This window comes from Vibrio ichthyoenteri ATCC 700023, assembly GCF_000222605.1.
GTDB classification, from domain to species: domain Bacteria; phylum Pseudomonadota; class Gammaproteobacteria; order Enterobacterales; family Vibrionaceae; genus Vibrio; species Vibrio ichthyoenteri.
The window spans coordinates 42,078-65,460 of the sequence record NZ_AFWF01000040.1; the positions used below are offsets into that span (position 1 = coordinate 42,078).

Annotated in this window: 24 protein-coding genes and 1 pseudogene; 12 read left to right on the forward strand and 13 right to left on the reverse strand. The window is 43.6% G+C overall.

What is annotated here, in order from left to right; genetic code table 11:
* Window positions 1-9 precede the first annotated feature (9 nt).
* Together fghA and RH85_RS04590 are read right to left on the reverse strand one after the other, a co-directional pair.
* On the reverse strand, window positions 10-849 hold the full coding sequence (fghA, locus tag RH85_RS04585; protein ID WP_006711029.1) for an S-formylglutathione hydrolase: 840 nt from the start codon (window positions 847-849) through the stop codon (window positions 10-12).
* A gap of 151 nt (window positions 850-1,000) precedes the next feature.
* The gene (locus tag RH85_RS04590) at window positions 1,001-2,149 is read right to left on the reverse strand and encodes an S-(hydroxymethyl)glutathione dehydrogenase/class III alcohol dehydrogenase (protein ID WP_006711030.1); all 1,149 of its coding nucleotides are present in this window, start codon (window positions 2,147-2,149) and stop codon (window positions 1,001-1,003) included.
* A gap of 182 nt (window positions 2,150-2,331) precedes the next feature.
* Between RH85_RS04590 and RH85_RS04595 the strand changes: the two genes are divergently transcribed.
* A complete protein-coding gene (locus RH85_RS04595) occupies window positions 2,332-3,204 on the forward strand; it encodes a LysR family transcriptional regulator (protein ID WP_006711031.1) in 873 nt (290 codons plus the stop codon).
* Here the strand turns inward: RH85_RS04595 and RH85_RS22900 are convergent.
* From RH85_RS22900 to RH85_RS04605, 3 genes are all read right to left on the reverse strand, one after another.
* Window positions 3,201-3,425: a hypothetical protein gene (locus RH85_RS22900; protein WP_160162453.1), complete on the reverse strand. Its 225-nt coding sequence runs from the start codon at window positions 3,423-3,425 to the stop codon at window positions 3,201-3,203. The two genes, RH85_RS04595 and RH85_RS22900, sit on opposite strands and share 4 nt — an antisense overlap.
* A 21-nt stretch (window positions 3,426-3,446) precedes the next feature.
* The gene (locus tag RH85_RS04600; protein WP_006711033.1) at window positions 3,447-4,214 is read right to left on the reverse strand and encodes a siderophore-interacting protein; all 768 of its coding nucleotides are present in this window, start codon (window positions 4,212-4,214) and stop codon (window positions 3,447-3,449) included.
* A 164-nt stretch (window positions 4,215-4,378) separates the two neighbouring features.
* Window positions 4,379-4,966 (reverse strand): LysE family translocator, encoded by a 588-nt coding sequence (locus RH85_RS04605; protein ID WP_006711034.1) that lies wholly within the window; start codon window positions 4,964-4,966, stop codon window positions 4,379-4,381.
* Window positions 4,967-5,107: 141 nt separating this feature from the next.
* Here RH85_RS04605 and RH85_RS04610 point away from each other — a divergent pair, with 141 nt between their 5' ends.
* The 7 genes and pseudogenes from RH85_RS04610 to rplT all read left to right on the forward strand — a co-directional run bounded on the left by RH85_RS04610 (window position 5,108) and on the right by rplT (window position 12,130).
* Window positions 5,108-5,548, forward strand: a complete 441-nt coding sequence (locus tag RH85_RS04610) for an Lrp/AsnC family transcriptional regulator (protein WP_006711035.1) — start codon at window positions 5,108-5,110, stop codon at window positions 5,546-5,548.
* 186 nt (window positions 5,549-5,734) lie between these two features.
* The gene (locus tag RH85_RS04615; protein ID WP_006711036.1) at window positions 5,735-6,730 is read left to right on the forward strand and encodes a porin; all 996 of its coding nucleotides are present in this window, start codon (window positions 5,735-5,737) and stop codon (window positions 6,728-6,730) included.
* A 254-nt stretch (window positions 6,731-6,984) separates the two neighbouring features.
* Window positions 6,985-8,614, forward strand: a pseudogene (locus RH85_RS04620) (methyl-accepting chemotaxis protein).
* A gap of 335 nt (window positions 8,615-8,949) precedes the next feature.
* Complete coding sequence (gene thrS / locus RH85_RS04625; RefSeq protein ID WP_006711038.1) at window positions 8,950-10,878, forward strand: threonine--tRNA ligase; 1,929 nt, start codon at window positions 8,950-8,952, stop codon at window positions 10,876-10,878.
* 3 nt (window positions 10,879-10,881) lie between these two features.
* A complete protein-coding gene (gene infC, locus RH85_RS04630; RefSeq protein WP_083824846.1) occupies window positions 10,882-11,433 on the forward strand; it encodes a translation initiation factor IF-3 in 552 nt (183 codons plus the stop codon).
* Window positions 11,434-11,540: 107 nt separating this feature from the next.
* Entirely contained in the window at window positions 11,541-11,735 is a 195-nt protein-coding gene (gene rpmI / locus RH85_RS04635) for a 50S ribosomal protein L35 (protein WP_005599947.1), read from the forward strand.
* A 41-nt stretch (window positions 11,736-11,776) separates the two neighbouring features.
* Complete coding sequence (gene rplT / locus RH85_RS04640) at window positions 11,777-12,130, forward strand: 50S ribosomal protein L20 (RefSeq protein ID WP_004401084.1); 354 nt, start codon at window positions 11,777-11,779, stop codon at window positions 12,128-12,130.
* 184 nt (window positions 12,131-12,314) lie between these two features.
* On the opposite strand, the gene RH85_RS04645 is transcribed toward rplT, so the two are convergent.
* Window positions 12,315-13,277: an integron integrase gene (locus tag RH85_RS04645; RefSeq protein ID WP_006711040.1), complete on the reverse strand. Its 963-nt coding sequence runs from the start codon at window positions 13,275-13,277 to the stop codon at window positions 12,315-12,317.
* Between the two features lie 268 nt (window positions 13,278-13,545).
* On the opposite strand from RH85_RS04645, the gene RH85_RS04650 reads away from it, so the two are divergent.
* Window positions 13,546-14,163, forward strand: coding sequence for a LysE family translocator (locus RH85_RS04650; protein WP_006711041.1), 618 nt, complete (start codon window positions 13,546-13,548; stop codon window positions 14,161-14,163).
* An 80-nt stretch (window positions 14,164-14,243) separates the two neighbouring features.
* Here RH85_RS04650 and RH85_RS04655 read toward each other — a convergent pair whose 3' ends face one another.
* The 3 genes from RH85_RS04655 to RH85_RS04665 all read right to left on the reverse strand — a co-directional run bounded on the left by RH85_RS04655 (window position 14,244) and on the right by RH85_RS04665 (window position 16,598).
* The gene (locus tag RH85_RS04655) at window positions 14,244-15,080 is read right to left on the reverse strand and encodes a GGDEF domain-containing protein (RefSeq protein ID WP_006711042.1); all 837 of its coding nucleotides are present in this window, start codon (window positions 15,078-15,080) and stop codon (window positions 14,244-14,246) included.
* A gap of 234 nt (window positions 15,081-15,314) precedes the next feature.
* Window positions 15,315-15,836, reverse strand: a complete 522-nt coding sequence (locus tag RH85_RS04660) for a DUF2058 domain-containing protein (protein ID WP_006711044.1) — start codon at window positions 15,834-15,836, stop codon at window positions 15,315-15,317.
* A gap of 141 nt (window positions 15,837-15,977) precedes the next feature.
* Complete coding sequence (locus RH85_RS04665) at window positions 15,978-16,598, reverse strand: TetR/AcrR family transcriptional regulator (protein ID WP_006711045.1); 621 nt, start codon at window positions 16,596-16,598, stop codon at window positions 15,978-15,980.
* 116 nt (window positions 16,599-16,714) lie between these two features.
* Between RH85_RS04665 and RH85_RS04670 the strand changes: the two genes are divergently transcribed.
* On the forward strand, window positions 16,715-17,893 hold the full coding sequence (locus RH85_RS04670) for an MBL fold metallo-hydrolase (protein WP_006711046.1): 1,179 nt from the start codon (window positions 16,715-16,717) through the stop codon (window positions 17,891-17,893).
* A gap of 57 nt (window positions 17,894-17,950) precedes the next feature.
* On the opposite strand, the gene RH85_RS04675 is transcribed toward RH85_RS04670, so the two are convergent.
* Window positions 17,951-19,048, reverse strand: a complete 1,098-nt coding sequence (locus tag RH85_RS04675; protein ID WP_006711047.1) for a mechanosensitive ion channel family protein — start codon at window positions 19,046-19,048, stop codon at window positions 17,951-17,953.
* Window positions 19,049-19,303: 255 nt separating this feature from the next.
* Window positions 19,304-19,786, reverse strand: a complete 483-nt coding sequence (locus RH85_RS04680; RefSeq protein WP_006711048.1) for a DUF2850 domain-containing protein — start codon at window positions 19,784-19,786, stop codon at window positions 19,304-19,306.
* A gap of 414 nt (window positions 19,787-20,200) precedes the next feature.
* Between RH85_RS04680 and ppnP the strand changes: the two genes are divergently transcribed.
* Complete coding sequence (gene ppnP / locus RH85_RS04685) at window positions 20,201-20,479, forward strand: pyrimidine/purine nucleoside phosphorylase (protein WP_006711049.1); 279 nt, start codon at window positions 20,201-20,203, stop codon at window positions 20,477-20,479.
* A 298-nt stretch (window positions 20,480-20,777) separates the two neighbouring features.
* The gene (locus RH85_RS04690) at window positions 20,778-21,080 is read left to right on the forward strand and encodes a hypothetical protein (RefSeq protein ID WP_006711050.1); all 303 of its coding nucleotides are present in this window, start codon (window positions 20,778-20,780) and stop codon (window positions 21,078-21,080) included.
* Here the strand turns inward: RH85_RS04690 and RH85_RS04695 are convergent.
* Both RH85_RS04695 and RH85_RS04700 read right to left on the reverse strand, forming a co-directional pair.
* Window positions 21,077-22,234 carry a GGDEF domain-containing protein gene (locus RH85_RS04695; RefSeq protein ID WP_006711051.1) on the reverse strand — a complete coding sequence of 386 codons (1,158 nt, stop codon included), beginning with the start codon at window positions 22,232-22,234 and terminating at the stop codon, window positions 21,077-21,079. The genes RH85_RS04690 and RH85_RS04695 overlap by 4 nt on opposite strands.
* 358 nt (window positions 22,235-22,592) lie before the next feature.
* Window positions 22,593-23,383, reverse strand: a 791-nt coding sequence (locus tag RH85_RS04700; protein WP_006711052.1) for a DUF3541 domain-containing protein, incomplete at its 5' end; no start/stop codon positions are given.

A 23,383-nucleotide genomic window follows, 5' to 3' on the forward strand; every position in this document is an offset into this window, starting at 1 on the left:
AATCTAGATCTAGGCGAAGAGATATTTGGCATGGAAGCGCAAATGATCTTCAATAAATGTCGACATGAAGTAGTAGCTATGATCATAACCCGCCTGCATACGCAGGGTGAGATCTGAGCCATGTAAATCTGCTGCCGCTTGTAAGGCATTTGGCATCAGTTGTTCATGTAAGAAGCCATCAGCATCACCTTGGTCAACCAAGATTGGTAATGCCGCTTTCGCTCGTTTTAGCAGTTCAGAGGCATCGTATTGTTTCCATGTTTCAACGGCAGAGCCCAAATAAGCGGTAAATGCTTTTTGTCCCCAAGGACATTGAATTGGGTTGCTGATTGGGCTAAACGCTGAGATAGAACGATAATTCGCGCTGTTTTTTAGACCAATGGTTAGTGCACCATGGCCACCCATACTGTGACCGGAAATTGACTTAACACGGTTAACGGGAAAGTTAGCTTCAATCAGATTAGGTAATTCTGTCACGATATAATCGTACATCTGAAAGTGCTTCGCCCAAGGCTGTTGGGTCGCATTCAAATAGAAGCCAGCACCTTGCCCAAGGTCATAGCCATCATCATTGGCTACGTTCTCTCCGCGAGGGCTAGTATCAGGGGCAACAATTGCAATACCCAATTCCGCCGCGATGCGAAATGCCCCAGCTTTCTGCATGAAGTTTTCGTCAGTGCAGGTCAAGCCAGACAACCAATACACCACGGGAACTGGGTTACTTGGTGATGCATTCGGTGGCAGAAAAATGGCAAAACGCATCGAACAGGCTAAAACGTCAGATTGATGCGTGTATTGTTTGTGCCAACCGCCAAAGACTTTTGCTTGGCTAGTATTTTCGATGGTCATGCTGATCCTTAAAAAGATGTACCTGTGTTTTGATGCTGTTAAGCAGATTCAAAACACAGGTAATTAGTTATTCGCCGCGATTGCCGCTGTCATAGAGTGATGGCATCGGCAATCGATGGGAACAATATAATCGTTCAGTACAACAGAGGAATTACTTATCCATATGCAGAACAGTACGGATAGACTCGCCTTTGTGCATTAGTTCGAATGCTTCGTTTACGTCTTGCAGACCCATAGTGTGCGTGATGAATTCTTGTAGACCAAACTCACCAGCCATGTAACGGTTAACGATTTCTGGCAGCTCAGAGCGGCCTTTAACACCACCAAAAGCAGAGCCACGCCATACGCGACCAGTCACAAGTTGAAATGGACGAGTTGAGATCTCTTGGCCAGCACCTGCAACGCCGATGATGACGGATTCGCCCCAACCTTTGTGACAGCACTCAAGCGCTTGACGCATCACGTTTACGTTACCGATACATTCGAAAGAGTACTCAACGCCACCGTCTGTCATATCAACAATCACTTCTTGGATTGGCTTATCGAATTTCTGTGGGTTAATACAGTGAGTCGCACCAAGCTGTTTTGCTAGCTCGAATTTGCTCTCATTGATGTCAACACCAATGATGATTTTCGCACCAGCCATACGAGCGCCGATGATGGCAGAAAGACCGATGCCGCCAAGGCCGAATACAGCAACATTGTCGCCTTCTTCTACTTTCGCCGTGTTTAGTACTGCGCCCATACCCGTTGTTACACCACAACCGAGCAGACAAACTTCTTCGAGCGGTGCTTCTTTATTAACTTTCGCCAGTGAGATTTCAGGAAGTACAGTGTACTCAGAGAACGTTGAACAACCCATGTAATGGAAAATGGTTTCGCCATTGATAGAGAAGCGGCTAGTACCATCAGGCATCAGGCCTTTACCTTGGGTTTCACGAACCGCTTGGCATAGGTTGGTTTTACCCGATTTACAGAACTTACATTCGCCACACTCTGCGGTGTAAAGAGGAATAACGTGGTCGCCAACTTCAACACTAGTAACGCCTTCACCGATCATTTCAACGATGCCGCCACCTTCATGGCCTAGAATTGAAGGGAAGATACCTTCTGGATCATCACCTGAAAGCGTGAATGCGTCAGTGTGACAAACACCGGTCGCAACGATGCGAACAAGTACTTCGCCTGCTTTTGGAAGCTGTACATCCACTTCTTCCATTTTAAGGGGTTCGCCAGCTGCCCAAGCAACCATTGCTTTAGATTTGATGTGAGTTTGACCTGGTTTAATTTCAAGCGCCATTGCGTTTTTCCTTCTTAATGTACTGGTGCATTATCACCAGCATCAATTATGAGTTTAAGAATAGTTGAGGTTTTTGCGATACGCTGCCTCATCAGATGGTGCTCATTCTAGCTATTTCATTTAAAATGATAATCCGGTTAAACTGTAAATGATTTTTACCAATACGTAATAATGGTGATGACATGGCAATTTGGGAAGGGGTGAGCGAATTTGTGGCAGTCGCTGAAAGTAGCAGCTTTACAGGGGCGGCAAAAAAACTCAATACCTCGGTGGCACAGATCAGCAGAAGAGTTGCGGCATTAGAGGATCGCCTAGCCGTCAAACTGTTACATAGAACCACCCGCAGAGTGACACTTACAGAAGCGGGGCAAGTCTATTTTGAGCAATGCAAACTGCTGGTAGAAGGATTGGAACTGGCGGAGCTGGCGGTGACACAGTTGCAAACGGCACCAAAAGGAAAGCTAAAAATCACCGCGCCTGCCACGTATGGTGAAATGCATATTGCTCCTTTATTGCATGAGTTTCTGTTGCGCTATCCACAATTAGATATGGAGCTCAATCTCACCAACCAGACGGTTGATCTGATCGAAAATGGTTATGATATCGCGATTCGACTCGGTCGTTTACGTGACTCGACGATGATCGCTAAGCGCCTCTCTTCTCGTCAACTCTATGTGTGTGCGAGCCCTGACTATATTCAGCGTTATGGCGCCCCTCACACGCTCTCTGAGCTGGCTCATCATCAATGTATGGTTGGCTCAGTGGAGTATTGGCATTTTCAAGACAAGAAAGCTGAGAAATCGCTGCGTGTCAGAGGCCGCATTCAATGTAACTCAGGTTTTGCTTTACTCGATGCGGCTAAGCGGGGGTTAGGTTTGGTGCAATTGCCGGATTATTACGTTCAAGCGGGATTAGACAGCGGTGAGCTGGTGGAAGTATTAAAAGAGTATCGCGATGAGCGAGAAGGGATATGGGCGCTCTATCCGCAAAACCGTAATCTATCGCCGAAAGTTCGTCTGTTGATTGATTTTCTAGCCGAAAAAATGGCGGATTAACAAGCTTGGTCGATTTGCCATTTTAGTTGGCGTTTGACGGACAGCAGATATTCTCCTTGTAAGGGAATGGCTAACAGGCGTGCCGGTGAATACTCAGTTTGAAACGCAGTCGCGTTAATGCCGAATAATGTCATTCCTTCGTAGGCGGGGATCTCAACACAACCAAGATCGACGCTTTTTCTACGAGGGAATGATCCACCAACAAGCCAGCATATGGCCAATGATCTTTCGATGCAGCTAAATCAGTCGTTCTCTTGAGCGTCTTGCTGCTTAATCACTTTATGGCCATCTTCTGATACGCCATTTTTCCAGTAGCTACTGATATAAATGAAATCGCGATCAATCGCTTTTTCGTTACGTAGGTATTGGCGCAATTCGCGCATGGCGTCAAATTCACACGCGACCCACGCTGAAGCTTGGCCTTCTAACCATGTCAGTTGGCGAATTTTACCGGCAAGATCGCCCGTAACCCACACTACTTCAATGCCGCTCGGAACATCAATATGCTGAATGTCGTCTTCGCTAATCACTTCAATAACAGCGTAGCCTTTGGCATCACGTGGTAACTGACGTACTTTGGCTGATAAAGCAGGTAGGGCTGTCATATCAGCAGCAAGAATAAACCAATCAGCGGTGTGATTAAGGCTGGAAATAGACCCCGGACCGCGAATTTCGATAGTGTCACCTACTTGAGCATTCATCGCCCAGCGTGATGCAAAACCGCACATGTTATCGGCAGTAATGTGACGTACAAAATCGACCTCGATAGCATGTTCATCGGCGATAAAACGACGAATGGTATAGGTGCGCATCATCGGGCGTTCGCCCTCTGCGATCGAAGAAAGATCAGTGCTGCCCTCTTGATCAAAGAGCAGCTTAATGTAGCCGCCTTCACAATCGTCAGGAAAATCAGCCAACACATCGCCTTGTAGTATCAGACGCTGCATATTGGGTGTCACCATTTCGCTACTGCGAACGGTGACAGCTTGGGATTTAGTCGCTTGCTGCATAGTTAACTCGATAATGAACGGTTATTTTTTATTGAGAATAACACTCAATATCGTCCGCAAACAGTATCTTTAAACTAATTTACATTTGTGACGCCTTAGCGACGAATGATAAATCTAGGGCTAAGGGGCGTTAACTCGGCGATCAACACCTGTTTTCGCGCGATTTACAACATGGGCAATGTGGATGCAATCAGTAGTAAAGCCATGGAGTAGTTAAACGTACGCACCCGGAATGGTGTGGTTAAGAAGTGCTGTAACTTCTGGCCCGCTACCGTCCAAAAAGAGACCGAGGGTACATTCGCTAATGCATAAACTAATGCAATGATGCTTAAACCAAACCAGCTATTGTTGGGGTTATAAACACTCACCGCAGTGAGTGCCATTGACCAACCTTTTGGATTGACCCATTGAAAGCTAGCGGCTTGCCAAAAATTAAGTGGCCGATAATTTGCTGTGGTGCCGCTGGGTGGTTGGCTGAGGGCGATTTGCCAAGCAAGATAGGCAAGGTAGGCCAAACTTACCACTTTAAGGCCTTGATGAATGATGGGGAACTGGTCAAAGACTTCAACCAAACCAAAGCCCACTAATATCACCATTAAGGGGAAACCTATGGTAATGCCAAGCATATGAGGAATGGTTTTACTAAAGCCTACATTGGCTCCGGAGGACATCAGCATTAAGTTATTTGGCCCAGGTGTAAAGGTTGAGACAAACGCAAACAGCGCCAGTGCGGTAAGTTGTTCCCATTGCATAATTTCTTTCTCACGAATTTTAAGATTGAACGTAAATGATGATGTATTGCTGACCGGTCTAGAAATAGTCTACGTAGTAATTGGCTCAATTTTGTGCTTTTATTGCTCAATATCGAATTAAATAAGCAACGAAAGTTCACTATGGACAGATTTGAAGAAAGAATATTGCAAGAGTTAAAAAGGGACGGGCGAATCTCGAATGTTGATTTGGCCAATGCTATTGGCCTTTCGCCTTCGGCCACGTTACGCCGAGTACAAGATTTAGAAAAACGTGGCGTGATCACCGGATACAAAGCGAAGCTCAATACTATCGAGTTAGGTATTGGTTTTATTGCTTACGTCTCTATTGGACTTGCCAGTCATCGCAAGCAAGCTCAGCTTGCTTTTGAAGAGCATGTTCGTGATGTTGATGAAGTGGTGGAATGCCATAATATCACCGGCGCAACTGAGTATTTATTGCGTGTGGAAACCAAGGACCTCATCAGTTATAAAAAATTCCACGCCGATGTCTTGGGGGAGTGCGAGCATGTTAATTCTATCACCACCATGGTGGTTATGGGGTCTCCGAAAGACGCACGTTAGTGTCTATGGCACTAAAGTGCATTGAATTGCGTATACCCTTACTAGAAGTAAGTTTGTAATAAAAAACAAATAGATATGAAATTTAACTTTCATTTTTGTGCCATGTAAAGTTCATCTTTGCTCGCTAACTTAGTCACCAGAAAAGCAATTGAGCATAAAGCTCGCGACTAACTTAGGGAAAAGAAAATGAAAAAAGCAGTAGTGGCACTGGCCGTTTTTGCCGGTTTAACATCAGGTTCAGCACTAGCAGCAACAGTTTACAGCGCAGATGGTACAGAACTCAAAGTTGGCGGTCGTGTTGAGTTTCGTGGTGACTTCATCGGAACGTCAAAAGGTAAAGAAATTGACGGCACTATGGATGACAGCACTCGCGCTCGTCTTAACCTTAAAGGTAAATCTCAAATCACGGATGAGTTGACTGCTTTTGCTGTGTACGAAGGTGAGCAAGATACTGGTGACAGTCTATTTGAAAACCGTTACATGTACGCGGGTCTTGAAGGTGAATTCGGCGCGGTCTCGTTTGGTCGTCAAGATATGGCTTCAGTGATTGTTTCTGATATGACGGATATCACCGAATTTTCAGGTATTCAGCAAGTGATTGATTCTGCAAGCGACAAGCAAAACAGCGTGTTTAAATACGCTGGCGACTTTGATGCGCTGCAAGTACAAGCCTCTTACCAAGCAAATGACGTAAAAGATACTGACGCGTATGGCATTTCGGGGATTTATTCTTTGCCAGTGGGTTTAGATTTGGGCCTAGCGTTTTCAGGTGCAGATTTAGGTGAAGGCGCAGGTAGTGCTTCAGAGGCACTATTTGGTTTAGGCTTCACCTTAGAAAACCTCTACCTAGCGGGTACTTATTCTTTTGGTGACTTGGACGATAAAGCGACCGGTACGAGCGACAAAGAATTTTCCGCGATGGAGTTTGTTGCACAATACAAATTCAATAAACAGTTTTCCGCAGCCGCGCTATATACCAAGCAAGAAAATGAACAAGCTAATGGTAGCAAGTTTGATGATACTGAAGGTGTTGAGCTAGTCGGTTACTACAAATTTAACAGCAATTTCCGTACTTACCTTTCATACTACCTAAACGGTTTGGATGAAGAAAAAAGTGCAACAACGGGTCTAGTTACTCAAGGTGAAGATACGCTGCGTCTTGGTGTTCGTTACGATTTCTAACTCCAGTTAGCCAATCATTGATTAAAGCCAGAGCAATGCTCTGGCTTTTTCCTTTGGGTTCAGCACGTTAAAGCAGAGGCCGAAAAATTGACTGCCATGACGGTTTTTTGACATGTTTTGTATGTTAAGTTGTTATAATTTAATGACTTAATGGGGTGGACTTATGAGGTCTAATTGTAATAGACTCGCCCGCCTCGATGGGAGGATTCCCAAAGCATGGATGCGCACTTAGAACCTGTTAATAAAGGCCAGCCATGCAGTTTTCATTGAAAAACCTAATCTATTCGCACCCAAGTACTGTTACCAGTCCTGTTTACCACCTTTGCACTCTTTATTGCCCTTTGGGTTACCAAAAACAATTTGCAACAAGAGCAAGCCATTGTCGCAGACAACACTCAATCATTGGTTTTTTACAAAGACTCATTAGCTAAAATTGACGACCAAGTTTATCCGCTGCGTATAAGTGCGGTTTATGCTATTTATGATGCGACACGCCGTGATGCATTTCTTGCGGAACTGAAACAAAGTATGCGTGAGATTCAACGAGATCTGGACGCGATGGCAAAACGTGGCACATTCCGTAATGAAGTGAACCAAGTTAACCGTGCGATTGAAGATTATGTTCGTCAATCTGAACAAGCGGTGGCGTTTTTCACTCGTCGTGATCAAGGTTTGGTATCGCAGCAGGAGTACAACAGCTTTATTGCCAATTACCGTACATCGGGCAATGTGATGGTCGGATCGATCAATGACTTGTCTAAAAAGGTCAATACGGTAGCAAGTGAGGCAATGGCTGAGAGTGAACGTGCCGCTGAGAGCGTACAGAGTGTCGCTATGTGGACCGTCATGAGTGTATTGACGTTGTCACTTATTGTCGCGTGGGTGCTGTCTGGCATGATTGTGACGCCGATTCAAAGTCTACAGCAGGTGATGCGTAAAATTGCTCATGGTGATCTATCGGTACGCGCTGAAACTGTAGGAGACAATGAAGTCGCTCAGCTAAGCCGTGATGTCAATCAAACCGTAGAGCAGTTGTATGTGACGGTTGACCATTTAACCCGAATTAGCGAAGAAGTTGCTTCTGCATCAACTGAGTTGGCTGCGGTGATGACGCAAGCGGAAAATAATGCTCAGCAAGAATTGATGGAAATTGAGCAAGTGGCTTCTGCGGTGAATGAGCTAGCATGTACTGCAGATAATGTGAGTGATAATGCGCAACTTGCTGATTCAACGGCGCGTGATGCTGAACAATTAGCTTTGTCTGCATTGGCAACGTTTAATGAGAGCAACACCTCTAGTGAACAAATGGGCCTTGCCCTTAATGATGCCGCTCTAGTTGTCGGTAAATTAAAAGAACAATCAGAACAAATTAATAACGTTATTGAAGTGATCAGCGGTATCTCTGAGCAAACAAACTTACTGGCATTGAATGCGGCTATCGAAGCGGCGCGTGCTGGTGAATCAGGCCGTGGTTTTGCTGTTGTCGCAGATGAAGTTCGTTTGCTGGCTGCGCGTACACAAGCTTCAACAGTGGAAATTCAAGGTATTATTGAAGAACTGCAAAAGCAATCTGGCCTAGCTAATGATGGCATGCAACTTAGCCTTGATATGCTGCACAAGAACAATGAACTATCACGTCATGCTAACGAAGCGTTGGTCGGTATTACGGAAGCTGTCGCTCACATCAATGATAGTAATACTCAAGTTGCAACGGCGGCAGAGCAGCAATCGCAAGTAACACAAGATATCAACCGAAATGTGGTTAACATGTCTGAATTGGTTAATCAAAACGTGACGGGAATTAGTCAAAGTGCCAGTGCGAGTAGTGAATTATCGCAACTAGCCGAAAAACAAAAAGCTCAGCTATCCTTTTTTACTCTTTAAAGAGTGCTGATTATTACCGCGTAACGGAGCTGATTAAGCCTAATGCTGCAGTAATATTGGACGTTTAGATATCGCCGCCAGCGTGTTACGTATGGCGGCGTTTTTATTGAAGTGCTGACGAAATAATCATGAGTAAAGGTTATTCGTCGAAATGTGTGACTTTGATTGTTATTTTGAACGGTTCGGTTACAATGTGCGCCTATTCGTAGGAAGGGGCATCCGTATTTGTCTCTAAATGCGAACGAAAAACCAAATTCACTAATCGGTTTAAATGGCTTAAAGCGATTAAATAAGCAAGTGTTGCTTGGTATGCAACACCACTGTAAGGATTATACATGCCTATTATTACTCTTCCTGACGGCAGTCAGCGTCAATTTGACAACCCAGTTTCTACTCTTGAAGTTGCACAATCTATCGGTCCTGGTCTTGCAAAAGCAACCATCGCTGGTCGTGTAGATGGTCAACGCGTTGATGCATGCGATCTTATTGAACAAGACGCAAGCCTAGAAATCATCACAGTAAAAGATGAAGTGGACGGTCTAGAAATCGTTCGTCACTCTTGTGCTCACCTTCTAGGTCATGCAATCAAACAGCTTTACCCACAAGCTAAAATGGCGATCGGTCCAACGATCGACAGCGGTTTCTACTACGATATCGATCTAGAAGAGTCGCTAACGCAAGAAGATCTAGAAAAGATCGAAAAGCGTATGAAAGAGCTTGCTAAGACCAAGTACGAAGTTGTTAAAAAGAAAGTTAGCTGGCAGGAAGCGCGTGACGCATTCGAAGCGCGTGGCGAAACTTACAAAATGGAAATCTTGGATGAAAACGTTGCTCGCGACGACCGTCCAGGCCTATACCATCATGAAGAATACATCGACATGTGTCGTGGTCCTCACGTACCAAACATGGGTTTCTGCCAACACTTCACTCTATTGAACGTGGCAGGTGCTTACTGGCGTGGTAACAGTGACAACAAGATGCTACAACGTATTTACGGTACGGCTTTCCACGATAAGAAAGCACTTAAGGCGCACCTGACTCGCCTTGAAGAAGCGGCAAAACGCGACCACCGTAAACTTGGTAAGCAGCTTGACCTATTCCACATGCAGCAAGAAGCACCAGGTATGGTATTCTGGCATCATAATGGTTGGTCTATCTTCCGTGATCTAGAAGTATTCGTTCGCTCTAAGCTTGATGAGTACGGTTACCAAGAAGTGAAAGGTCCACTTATTATGGATCGCGTTCTTTGGGAACGTTCTGGTCACTGGGATAAATACGCTGAAGCGATGTTCACAACTTCTTCTGAGAACCGTGATTACGCACTGAAGCCGATGAACTGTCCTGGTCACATTCAAATCTTTAACCAAGGTTTGAAGTCTTACCGTGATCTACCATTACGTATGGCTGAGTTTGGCTCATGTCACCGTAATGAACCATCTGGCGCTCTACATGGCATCATGCGTGTACGTGGCTTTACTCAGGATGACGCTCATATTTTCTGTACTGAGAGTCAAATCCAAGAGGAAGTGACCAGCTGTATCAAGATGGTTTATGATACATACCAAACATTCGGTTTTGACAACATTGTTGTTAAACTGTCAACACGCCCTGAAAATCGTGTTGGTTCTGATGAGATTTGGGATCAATCAGAAGAAGCGCTTAAGCTCTCTCTTGAATCTATGGATATTCCATATGAAATCCAAGAAGGCGAAGGTGCATTCTACGGTCCTAAAATCGAATTTACTCTACATGATTGCTTAGACCGTGCGTGGCAATGTGGTACAGTACAGCTAGACTTTAACCTACCTAATCGCCTTGGCGCGACATACGTAGGCGAGAGCAATGAGCGTCTTGTACCAGTTATGATCCACCGTGCGATTCTAGGTTCTCTAGAGCGTTTCATCGGTATTCTAATTGAAGAATACGCGGGCTTCTTCCCAACGTGGTTGGCTCCTGAACAAGCAGTAATTATGAACATTACTGACAAACAGGCTGATTACGCACAAGAAGTAGCAAAAAAATTGCAAAAAAGTGGAATTAGAGCCAAAGCGGACTTGAGAAATGAGAAGATTGGCTTTAAAATCCGCGAACATACATTGAAGCGTGTACCGTTTATGCTAGTTTGTGGCGACCAAGAGATGGAAGCAGGCGAAATCGCAGTCCGTACACGTAGAGGCAAGGATCTCGGCAAATTTAAAGTGGATGATTTAATTACATACATCCAAGCCGAGATTACTAGCCGTAAGCTCAATCTGGAGGAATAAGCTATTAAAGGCGGAAGACGCGGCCAACAGCCGGTAAAACAAAACCCGCACCGTTTAAACGGTGAAATTCGTGGCGTACGTGAAGTTCGTTTAACTGGTGCTGACGGTGAGTCAGTTGGTGTTGTATCAATTCAGGAAGCTGTAGCTGCTGCTGAAGAAGCAGGTATGGATCTGGTTGAGATCAGCCCTAACGCGGAGCCACCAGTCTGTCGCGTGATGGATTACGGCAAATTCCTCTTTGAAAAGAGCAAATCTGCTAAAGAGCAGAAGAAAAAGCAAAAACAGGTTCAGATCAAGGAAATTAAATTCCGACCTGGAACTGATATTGGAGACTATCAGGTAAAACTACGCAACCTGACTGGTTTCCTTGAAGACGGCAACAAAGTGAAAGTAACTATTCGCTTCCGTGGCCGCGAAATGGCTCACCAAGATATCGGTGTTGACGTTCTACATCGCTTGAAAGCCGACACAGAAGAATTTGCTGTTGTCGAATCTTTCCCAAGTCGAATTGAAGGTCGCCAGATGATCATGGTGTTGGCCCCTAAAAAGAAGTAATTAACGGCTTTCGCAAGTAATAGAATCTAGTCGTCGCAAGATGGCTAGGTTTTGTTCGCCCTAATTACTATTGTTATAAACAACTCAACAATGCGGAGTTATTCATCATGCCTAAGATGAAAACCAACAAAGGTGCTGCTAAGCGTTTTAAGAAAACTGCTGGTGGTATTAAGTTTAAGCACGCTACTAAACGTCACATCCTGACTAAGCGTACTACTAAGAACAAGCGTCAGCTACGTCCAAATGCAATCCTTCCTAAGTGTGAAGTGGCTGCAATTGCTCGTATGATGCCATACGCTTAATTCTTTTTAGTTTAATATTCGTTTAGTTTAGGAGAAGCATAATGCCTCGCGTAAAACGTGGTGTACAAGCTCGTGCACGTCATAAGAAAGTTCTAAAACAAGCTAAAGGTTACTACGGAGCACGTTCACGTGTTTACCGCGTAGCTTTCCAAGCAGTTACCAAAGCTGGTCAATACGCTTACCGTGACCGTCGCAACAAGAAACGTCAATTCCGTCAACTATGGATTGCACGTATCAACGCGGCATCTCGTCAAAATGGTCTATCTTACAGCCGTTTCATCAACGGTCTTAAGAAAGCATCTATCGAGATCGACCGTAAGATCCTTGCTGACATCGCAGTATTCGACAAAGCAGCATTTGCTGTTCTAGTTGAAAAAGCGAAAGCTGCTCTTTAATTAGCAGTTCAGGTTTAATGAAAGGAGAGCTTCGGCTCTCCTTTTTTCTTGCTGTTATTGACTTCGTAAGCCATCGAGTCACTACTGTTCTCAATTCTCAATTCTCAATTCTCAATTCTCAATTCCAATATCCTTCTCTTGTCATTTTTATTGTTCAAAGCCTCTGCTTGTATCAAATTCGCTACTACAAACTTGATAATGGGCTCAAAACGCCACTCGCGCCACGATCAATGACGTGGGTGTAGATTTGGGTTGTCCTCACATCGCTATGACCCAGTTGCTCTTGAACGGTTCTGATGTCCGCGCCAGATTCTAATAAGTGGGTGGCGAAGCTATGTCGCAATGTATGACAAGTGACATGCTTATCGATTCCCGCATCTCGGGCGGAACGCTTAACTGACCGTTGCAGTACCGTTTCAGCCATATGATGGCGTCTCAATAGGTCAGATTCTTTATCGACAGATAAACGAGCGGAAGGAAACAGATAATGCCAGCGCAATTCGTACTGTGCTTCGGGATATTTAGGTCGACGAGCTTGTGGAATCCAAGCGCCTCCATAGCCTTGGGTTTGCATATCTTTTTCATAGTAACGTTGAGTCATTGCCGTTTGCTCTTGTAACAAGGGATAGAGCTCCTTCGCTAAGGTGACAGTACGGTTTTTCCCGCCTTTACCTTGCCAAATACGCAAAGCGCCATAATCGAAATCAATGTCTTGAACTCGTAAGCGCATACATTCCATTAAGCGCAGGCCGGAGCCATACAGCAACATGCATTGCAGTTTATGTCGAGGGTCGATATGAGCTACAAATTGTCGCATTTCTTGCTTGGTCAGCACCACAGGTAACTTTACGTCTTTCAGCGACTTGTGAAACTTCATACTTGGCTCAACTGGGATCAAGAGAAACTCTCGGTAGAGGAATAAAATAGAGTTGAGCGCTAACGCCTGTGTTTTCGCGGCGACTTTTTGCTTAACTGCTAAGTCAGTCAAAAACGCTTCTATGTGTTCATCATTGAGTTTGCTTGGATGCTGAAGTTCATGGAAATGGATATAGCGAGATACCCAGAAAGAGTAAGATTCAATGGTTTTTGTCGCGTAGTAGCGTGAACGCATGTGTTCTTTAAAACTGAGTAGAAACTGACTTTTCATTTTCTTCTTGCTGGTTATTTATACATGTTTTTTATCATAGAGGAGTTTTCGCTATTAGTGATTGAGAGTTGAAGTAACTGAGGAGGAATTAGTGATTGCTTAAACCTTGTTTACATCACTTTCAATTCGTTCTGTGAGTGGCGCAATATCTGAACCAAGCAAAGTGGATAACGTTCAGGCAAGATAGAGTGATAATTTGTTATTAGAACAATAGCCGTTACTAAAAATAAGAACAATCGCTATAGTCGTCACTGTTGAAGGAAGCAGAATGGAAATATGGAAGTTATTGCTGTTTATCCCCGCATGTTTTGCTCTCAATATGACTCCTGGCCCCAACAATTTAATGTCGATGAACAATGCACGTTGCTTTGGGTTTAAGTCTGCTTTTGTGGCCGGGATAGGTCGAATTGTCGCATTTTCGTTGATGATTATGTTGGCCGCTTCAGGGCTTGCTTTCGTGTTGTATGCGTCGGAAGTGGTCTTTTTTTTGATAAAACTGGTCGGGGCGCTTTATTTAGCGTGGATTGCATTTCAATTATGGAACTCGCATGCGAATCCGCTGAGTGATGTGCGGCTTAAAAATAACCGTTTAGATTTGGCCAAGCAAGAATTTATCTTAGCAGCAGGTAACCCCAAAGCCATTTTGATTTTTACGGCATTTTTACCCCAGTTCGTTGATGTAACTCAACCGGTCCAATCTCAATTCTTTGTTTTGGGATGTACGTTTTTGTTTTTAGAATTACTGGCGATCAGTTTGTATGCGTTATTTGGTCTCTATCTGAGACACTGGTTTACAAAACCTGAGATGGCAAAACGTTTCAATCGTATTTGTGCTACTTTTTTGGCTTTTTCTGCGGGTAATATTTTATTCACGCGCCAAGCGTAATCGGCTTAACGCTATGCTAAAGGTCGATTATGATTATCTTGGAAAATGTGTTTAAGCTCTTAAAACTCAAGCGATAGCGGTTAAAAACCTTCGAATTTGAGTTCGTTGTCAACTATGCCATTTTTACATTGTCGCATTTCACGTAGGTTGTCTTGAGCTTCGCTGATCGCCGCTTTGAATTTGTTGTTAAAGCAGGCGGCCGTGCCAGAGCTGAAAGTAATCTCTTTTCTTTCATAGGCTTTGGTGACGGAGTCTATATACTCCTGAGCCTGGGCGATATCCACGACGGCGAGAAATTTGTCTGCCTCAATACGGAATACATAACCTAAATTACTACAGGAAGAGATCAATTGAGTTGCGAATGTGTTGAGCACATTGTTGCCGACATCATGACCTTGTGCCTTGTTGATTTTTTTGAAGTTATCGATATCAAAGTAAAAGACTTGATACGCGCCAACTGGAACAAGATCCAGCGTTGGTAGGGTGTAACACTTAGTTAAGTTATCCGTTAAGGTGAGCTTATTGATACGCGTAAAGTGCAAATATAGCCCTCTAATAATACAACCATAACCAATAATTAATAATGCTTCGTCTAAAAGGGCATCTGCGAAGGGAAAGCGACTGCTAATCATTAAATCGATATAGACAATCTCAGTGATTGAGTCATATACGCCGTTGGCGACAGCGATCATTAAACCGGTTTTGATCAACTTGGAGTTAACTAACTTACCAATCATTGACGTCATTAAGATCACGCAATAAAGACGCGTCACTTCCAACAGATAATCGTAGATGGATTCCAACTGAATTTGGAACACAAATACTGGAACAAAATAAAGAAGTGGCACAATCGAAAACTTAATCGCACTGGTAACAATCCAGCGCGATATTTGATGATTGTTGAATAATGATCTCATGGACAATCCAAACAACGACAAAAGGTAAAATCAGGGTGATGGTAACAAAATACGGTAAATATTAATGCAATTCATTGCACATAAAGCAAAGAGATCGAGTGTAACAAGAGTTTGGGATGCGTTGTGGCGTGGGTATGCTGTGTTGCAGGGGGAGATATATGATAAGCAAAAGGTATGGGGCTGGAAATATTAGAGCTACTCAATCGGATAGAGTAGCTCTAAAGTGAACAATCGTTACCACATCAGGTCATCAGGTACTACGAAATCTGCGTACGGGTCGTCTTCAAGAACTTCGTTAGATTCCGGTTCTTTTTGATCGATGATCACTTGCTCATCTCGTTGAGAAATTTTATTGGCAACGATACTTGGGATAACGACGTAGCTTTCTTCGTAGCGTGCGATAGCTAAGATGCCACAGCTCAATTGTTTGCGAATCAATGAGTCGACATAGAATGATTTCACCAAAGTACCATCAGTGAAGTTGTACTTGATATCGCCATCACCTAGATCGATCTTATTCATCTCAATCAACTGTTTGATCTGAGCACGAATTTCATTGGTTAAGCGTTGCTCTTTTTGCTGGCTACTCAGTTCTTTATCACGTTCTTGCTGCTGGCGTTTGTTTTCTTCAACTGCCGCTTTTACTTCTCGTGCTTGTACGCGAGATTTTTTAGAGCCTTTTTTCGCTTTTTTTAGCTTCTTCTCGTTTACTAAGCCTGCTTTTAACATTTGCTCTTGCAGTGTCAACTTTGCCATGATCATTCCAATTCAATTTTATCTTTGGCGCATTTTATCGGGTCATCTACTGCAAATAAAGATCGTTGGTAGACAATAATGGTGAATATTTTGAGATCTCGCCAAAATCTTGTACAGAGAGGGCATGTGAGTACCCGGTACTTATTGTTTGGGTTTGTCGCTCGCGTAGGCGGTGACAAAGCAGTGCACTGCTGATTCAACCGCATGGCGCAGTTCAGCGCAACTTGGTGGTGGTTGATGCGCCAGTAATTGCGGCCAAAAGACGACCGCCTTAATGCTGCCAATAAATTGTTCAGCCGCTAATGCCACATTGGCTACCGTGAGCATCTCCGCTTTGATTCCTTGCTCAATCCATTGGTGAAGACCGTAACTATCTTCTATTGCCGCAAACTTTTGCATGAGCATTTTTGAGGCTATAGGGCAGCGGATACATTCAGCGATTACTAGCCGAGCGGTGACTTGAAAGTCCTCGGTATTGATGTAACACATTTGTTTCAGCGTCAATTCTGTTAACTGCTGGCTCATTGACACAGAAGGTTCAAATTTCAGGTCGCCTTGGTCATCAAAACGACACATCAGCCTATCTACAATAACTTCAAACAGGGCATCTTTGTTTGGATAGTATTTATACAGTGTGCGCTTAGAAACGCCCGCATGCTTAGAAATGCCTTCCATGCTCGCTTGCTCAAAGCCTTTTTGTGAAAAAACTTCAATGGCGGATTTGATGATATCTTCTTGTTTTATATCGCTTCTTTTTATCATGGTTTTCGCTCGTAACAATGGCCATGGCAATCAAAAGTAAACGATAGTGTTTACTTTTAATTAAGCTGTGTCTAAAGTATACACCATCGTTTACTTTTGTGGATAGCGAATAGGTCATGAAAATGGACAATCGAGAAAAAACAGCACTTTTTTCAATGGCTAGTATGATGGGCTGGCGTTTGTTTGAACAAACTAAGGTTAATCAGGCTAGTCAGGAGAGTGAGAATCTACGCAAACAACGTGTCGCAAACTCTCCTCAATTTCATCAAGGTCGAGTGATCTCAAATATGCCTAATGTGCCGACGACGCAAAGCATGTCTGAAATTGTGTGGGCGTTTTTATTCAAACGCTCAACGTTAAAGCCCACCAAAGCATTGCCATATCAGATAATCAAGCCGAGTCAGTTTTCCAAACCGCATAAGGTTCCGCGAGTTACTTGGTTAGGGCACTCGAGTTTATATGTTGAAATGGATGGTCAAAAACTGTTAATTGAACCGGTGTTTGAGTATGCCTCTCCATGGATCGCGAAAAGGTTGTTTGCGCGTAATGTCGCCGCGCCCATAAAGCGCGAAGATCTACCGATACCGGATGCAATTGTTATTTCTCATGATCATTACGACCATTTAGAAGAATCGACGATTCGATACTACGTCAAGTATGCCGCGCAAAATCAGATTCGTTTTATCGTCCCACTTGCTGTGGGTCGCCATCTAGAACGCTGGGGCGTTGCTCCTGCACAAATTGAAGAATTAGATTGGTGGCAATCAACGCTGCTTGGCAGTATTGAAATTACGGCAACGCCTGCGAATCACAATTCTGGGCGAACTGGTTTGGATAGCAATAAAACCTTGTGGGCATCTTGGGCGCTAAAAGGCCATGACGGATCGCTGTTTTATAGTGGTGATTCAGCATATGACGACCATTTTAAACAGATTGGCCAACGCTTAGGTCCGTTTGATATGGCCTTTGTTGAGGTTGCAGCCAACGTTAAAGATGGCCAAGGTTTTCCGGTTGAAAATTGGGGGCATATGCAAGCTAAGCATACTATACGTGCATTTGCCGATTTGAATGCAAAGCAATTGATGCCAGTGCACTGGTCAACGTACGAGTTGTTTTCTCACCGTTGGGATGAACCTATTGAGGATCTGCTATCGGAAGCGCAGGACTTTGGTACCACGTTGGTGACGCCCATGGTTGGACAAAGCTTTGAGGTTGGAACTGAGAACCTAACAGATCGGTGGTGGTATTCACCACAAGTGGATATGCAGCATATTAAACTAACATGTCAAAGTTAGGCTTGGCGGTGGATTCTAAATGATAGAAAAAAGCCTTCCCAACGGAAGGCTTTACCACTACTGAGTGATGATGGTTTTTATTTCGCCTGCGTACACCGGATCGATTTTGAGCGTCTGCGTAGGGAAGGCGATATCTGCATTATGTTGATGAATAATATCCATGATTTTAAGCAGCACATCTTGTTTCACTTCGTGGAAGCGAATCCAGTTGACGGTTTTGGTGAAGGTATAAACCAATAAATTCAGTGACGATGGGCCAAAAGCATTGAAATTGACGATCAATGTTTGGTTGGCATCAATATCTGGGTGGTTTTCTAGCATGTTCTTAATTTCCACCACAATTAGTGTAACGCTCGCGCTGTCATCATAGCGAATTCCAATGGTTTCATTGATACGACGGTTTAGCATCCGTGATGGGTTTTCCACCACTATGTTGCTAAACACAGAATTAGGTACGTAGATAGGGCGTTTGTCGAACGTGCGGATGATCGTCATTCTCCAACCAATACGTTCTACCGTACCCTCAATTTGACGGTCGGGTGAGCGAATCCAATCGCCAACTTTAAATGGACGATCGAAATAGATCATCATGCCACCAAAAAAGTTCGAGAGGAGATCTTTCGCCGCCAAACCGACAATCAAGCCACCAACGCCACCAAAGGTTAATAGCCCTGACAAGCTTAGCCCAAAAGCCTGCATGACGGTGAGAGCGCCAATGACAATAAAAAACAGACGTGCGACCTTGGCTACTGCTTGTACTGTGGTTTCATCACGATTTTTTTTACTTAAGACGAACTCTTCAACGTTATTGATAAGGCGCATTGTGATCCAAACAAAGATGCCAATCACCAGAATCAGTTTTAACGTACTCAACCAATTGAGTTTAGACCCCATATGGCTTTGTAATAAAAAGCCAAGAGAGATCGTTGCTGGCCAGCACCATATTAGCGTGCTTATTGGCGTTTTTAGCGCACTAAGCGTTAAATCATCCCAGTGGAAAGCGGTACGACTAACGAGTATCTCTAATCTACCATAGAGGATGCGCCATATTATCCAAGCGACAAAGCTTGCGATAGTGATAAACAGGACATTGCTATCAAGCTGGCTAGTAAAAGAGGCCCAATCTGTTGGTATGAGCTGGTTAAGTTGATTCATTGAATATGTTCTTATTGTCAAATGATGTGTGGCGTCGCCCGAGAAATATCGACGTTTATCTCAGTCACTGTTTGTTTACCGCTAGATCGACAAGTTAATTATTTGATACACGCTAAATGGGCGTTGTGTTACCCACAGTGTCAGTTGTTAACGGTCGAGATGTTGTCGAGCGCAAAGCTGGTATTGAGTATATACGGAACGTCCAGTGGCGAAAACGGTCGATGTTAAAAATGGCTTGAGTTGCAAGCGATTCAGTTATTTTTCGCTAAAATGTTCCGCTAAGGCGGCACGTCTTCGTTTGGCTAAACCGCCCCCTTCCATATCGACGGTGTGTTCAAAACCTTCTTTAATGAAACGTTGCGTTGGGCTATTTGGTTGCAAACGACGCAGCTGAGGAGAATTAAAGGTGCCGGTTAATTGGTAAATAGAGGCGCCAGCGCCAGTAGTGATAACAACCTGATTGCCATCAAATTCAAACTGGGTCGTGATTAAACGCTGATTGCGGAAAACCCGGTTTGAATTTAGGTCTAATGTATCTTGGTTATAGTTTGCTGTGCCGATCTCTATCCAGCGTCCATGGACGTGTTTAGGATTAATATAGTCTTGATAGCTAAAGTATATGGCGACAATGAAGGCGGACAAAAATATAAAACCCAGCGCGGCAAAAATCGCCTGAACAAAGGATAAACGTATTGTTGACCGAGATCTAAAGCGGCCTTTTGAGGAATACACTACCACGACAACTGACTCCTAAAATGACCAAGATGATGTACTGCATATTGACGGCAAAGCTTGAAAGAGTTTGCCTATGAACGCAATTTCAATCAAAGAAACTTTGATACTGAGCGCAAACTCGCCTTATGAAGAGCATCAGTACAACTAAAACTAAAGCATGATCCTAGCGGTTCGTGAAAGTCGACGTAAGCCTGATTGGATAGTTTTGCGATGCAGGCGGGAATCGAGGCAGAAGTGAAGCGCTTGTTGATGTTTTCGTGGGCAAGCTTATGGGGTAAAGAGTTCGATTTATTAATTTAGATGATTGCTCAGTTAATACTTGTTGCTTGTTACGATTTAGGATAAAAGATCACTTTAAGATGTCTTTGCATCTCTGCGAAGACAGCTCCTATTATTCAGCAAGCTCAAGGAAGAAAAATGAAACACAATGTTTATTTTGAAGGTAATGTTCAGTCACTAGCGTTTACTCAATTGAGTGACGAGTCAAGTGTTGGTGTGATGGCGCCAGGTGAATACACTTTTGGTACAGCCTCTCCGGAGAAAATGACGGTGATTAAAGGCGCGTTGACCATTAAGCGTGAAGGTGAGCTTGATTGGACCACATTTAATGATGGTGAGTCGTTCAATGTATCAGGTGATTCTTCATTTGAATTGCGTGTTGAAATGGCGACAGCATACTTCTGCGAATACTTGTAAAAAAAGTGCCGCGCTCAGGCGCGGCATTAACCAAACTGCTTTTTATCGCAGACGACAGTGGATTATGTCTTCGTCGGTTATAAATTCTTTCTTAAATACCTGCTTGTTATTGCCGATATCCGTATAAGTCTGAGTTAAAACTGAGACTCTATTGTGCACGATTTCTTTTCGATATTAACGCGTCATATTTGATCAACTTGTTCGATAAATTCGATGGGTCGCATCGTAATAATCGATCTCATCTCTCGACTGGCTAGCTATACTCTTAATATCCCCAATCGTTTCTGAGGAGGTAAGTATGGCAGTAGGCTCAAGACGTACTGACTCAAATTCACGTTATGACCCTGAGCAAGGCTTTACTTCTGATCAATTGCATCGCTTTGGTCGAGTTGCAAATCGTGCTCAAATCGCTCGGGAACAACGACAACGTGAAGAAGAATTCGATCAGGTTGATGACAACGGATTAGTTAAACGAGCTAAAAAACGCGCAATGAAACCCATCGTTGCTCGGGATTCCGAAAATGGGCAGTCTATCCGTTACGCTATTTGGTTATCTGTTGCTTTGATCTGTTTACTTTGGCTGATGTATATGACCGCTTAAGCCTTTTTTATTTTTCTAATATTGTCTTTATTAAGGGAGGGAATATCTTTCAGCGAGCAATATCTATCCCCATGGTAATATTGAAACTGATTTTTCCCTCCGTGTTTTGCCGCATACATCGCTTTATCTGCACAACGTGTTAATTCATGCAGGTTATCAGCATCTTGTGGGTATAACGCCACACCAACACTAACTGTTAGACTACTGATTTGTTTCGAACCCGCGTAACTATCTTGGAATAAATGACAAATTCGGTCGAGGATCCCCTCAAGATCCTGCTTGCTGCGAACATCGTAGAGTAGAATAACAAACTCATCTCCAGCAAATCTCGCGATGGAATAGTCGTGTTTATTGTTCTCTCGATCTCGAGTTCTGATATTGTTTTTTAACCGCTTGGAGAATTGTTGTAGTACGCGATCACCGACTTCATGTCCATAGGTGTCGTTTATCTCTTTAAAATCATCAATATCTAAAAATACTAAAGCGGTGGTTGAAGGGAGATGCGTAATTTCGGCGAGCTTTTTTTTCGCCCAATGTTCAAAGCTCCAACGATTGGCCAGACCGGTCAATTGATCGAGATAGGCAAGGTCTTCAATGCCTTCACGGTACAAAGACTGGATGTAATTGAGCATTTTTGAGTAGTAAAAAGAGGCCGTATTACAGATAAGGCAAATGACCACCAAACTTAAAATAAAACGTTCTTGAGGTGAGTGAGCTTGGGTACCAATCGCGTCCGTGAATAAACTTGCCGCAATCGCCAGTGCGCAGAAAACGCCGCTAAAGAGTAGCCCAACCTTAAATTCATTGATCAATATAATCGCCGCAATAATTGGAAATATCCACATAAGTCTATCTGGGAAGCGCTCGCTATAGAGTAATAGCATGATCCCTTGAAACATCAATACAGCGGTAAGGATGAGGTCGGAGTAATTAAGGCTACGATGGTGATGCAGGTGCCACAAGTTCAACGCTAATATAATGCAGCTAATAAAATTGACTATAGCGAACACTTTCTCACTATGTGTTAGATAGGCCAAGCTGTAACCGGAGAGTACGCATATCGACAGCAAAGAGCACAGACGCACTAACTTACATTTACGCGTCGCGCGGATATCCGCCATTTCTTCTAAATGTCTGCCGACAAAATTACTCATGGGTACTTATGCTCTTTGACTCATTTCTGCCCTAAGTCTAGGAGAATAATTTCACTCTCAAGTGTGGATTTTGTCGATTTTAGTGTGATGAAGATCTTGGAACTATATGAATTATTAGTTTTGTTGCGTTACAAAGCGGAAAGAAAGTTGGTTTATCGCGAGATAACAGTTAGGTGATGAAATGGTATTTAAGACTCGTTATCTCAACGTGCTTTGTTTTTTATTACCGCCTCTGGATGCTATTCATTCGTCTATAACGGTCGATGACTGAGATTGATGTGACCGATGTAAAAAATAGCAACCAGTGACGGCGAGCATTATTTCCTTTTGCCGTTGTTACGTTTATTTTATTTTAAACTCACTTGGGTTCTAGCCCATAAGGTAGACGGCTGAATATCTCAGGTTGATTCGAATACGTCGGAGCTTGGTTAACCTTTTGCCAGTCGAGCAACATGATAGCTAAAACGTTACGATGTTCTCCTTTAGAGAAATTAAAATCTCCCGTTGCGGAGGGTACCATCCCATATTGTTTATTGATTGCGCCGGCAATCGCAGAGCGTGTTTTTGCAACGACAGGGTCATTTTCTAAGCCTGCCAACAAAAAGCTAATGCCGACTTCTGCAATCACATCTTCTTTGGCTCGCAGTACAATCTCATCAATGTTGCTTCTAAAATAGTCATAAATCCATTGGTGGTTTTCTTCTTTAATGGACTTTTGGTAGTACTCAGAATCGGCAAAAATAATATGAGTCATACCGTAGAGTTTATTACCGTATTGCTGCGGAGAGAGCTTACTATCTTTGCTGTCAGGGTAGGTTTGACGAAACGAATCGATAAAGTCCTGCACGACGTCTTGTTCACCAAGCTGACGCAACCAATAGACTTGATTTGCCAATTGGGCTGCCCACGCTTGAATCATTTCCGGGTCGGTAGCGTAATGCTCAAAGTCGTAGCGACGAATGATTTGGCGTAATTTTTGGTCTTGCTGGTGCTTGAGGCCATATTCGTTTGCTCTCGCCATCGAACCAAGTAAGTCGACGCCGAGGTAGAGGTATTCTGGTGTGTGTTTTGTGACGGTATAACGGCGCATGCTGCGCTCATCTTCGTCACCCACGTAACCTTCGAGGCGTTTTTCTGAATAAAGATAGA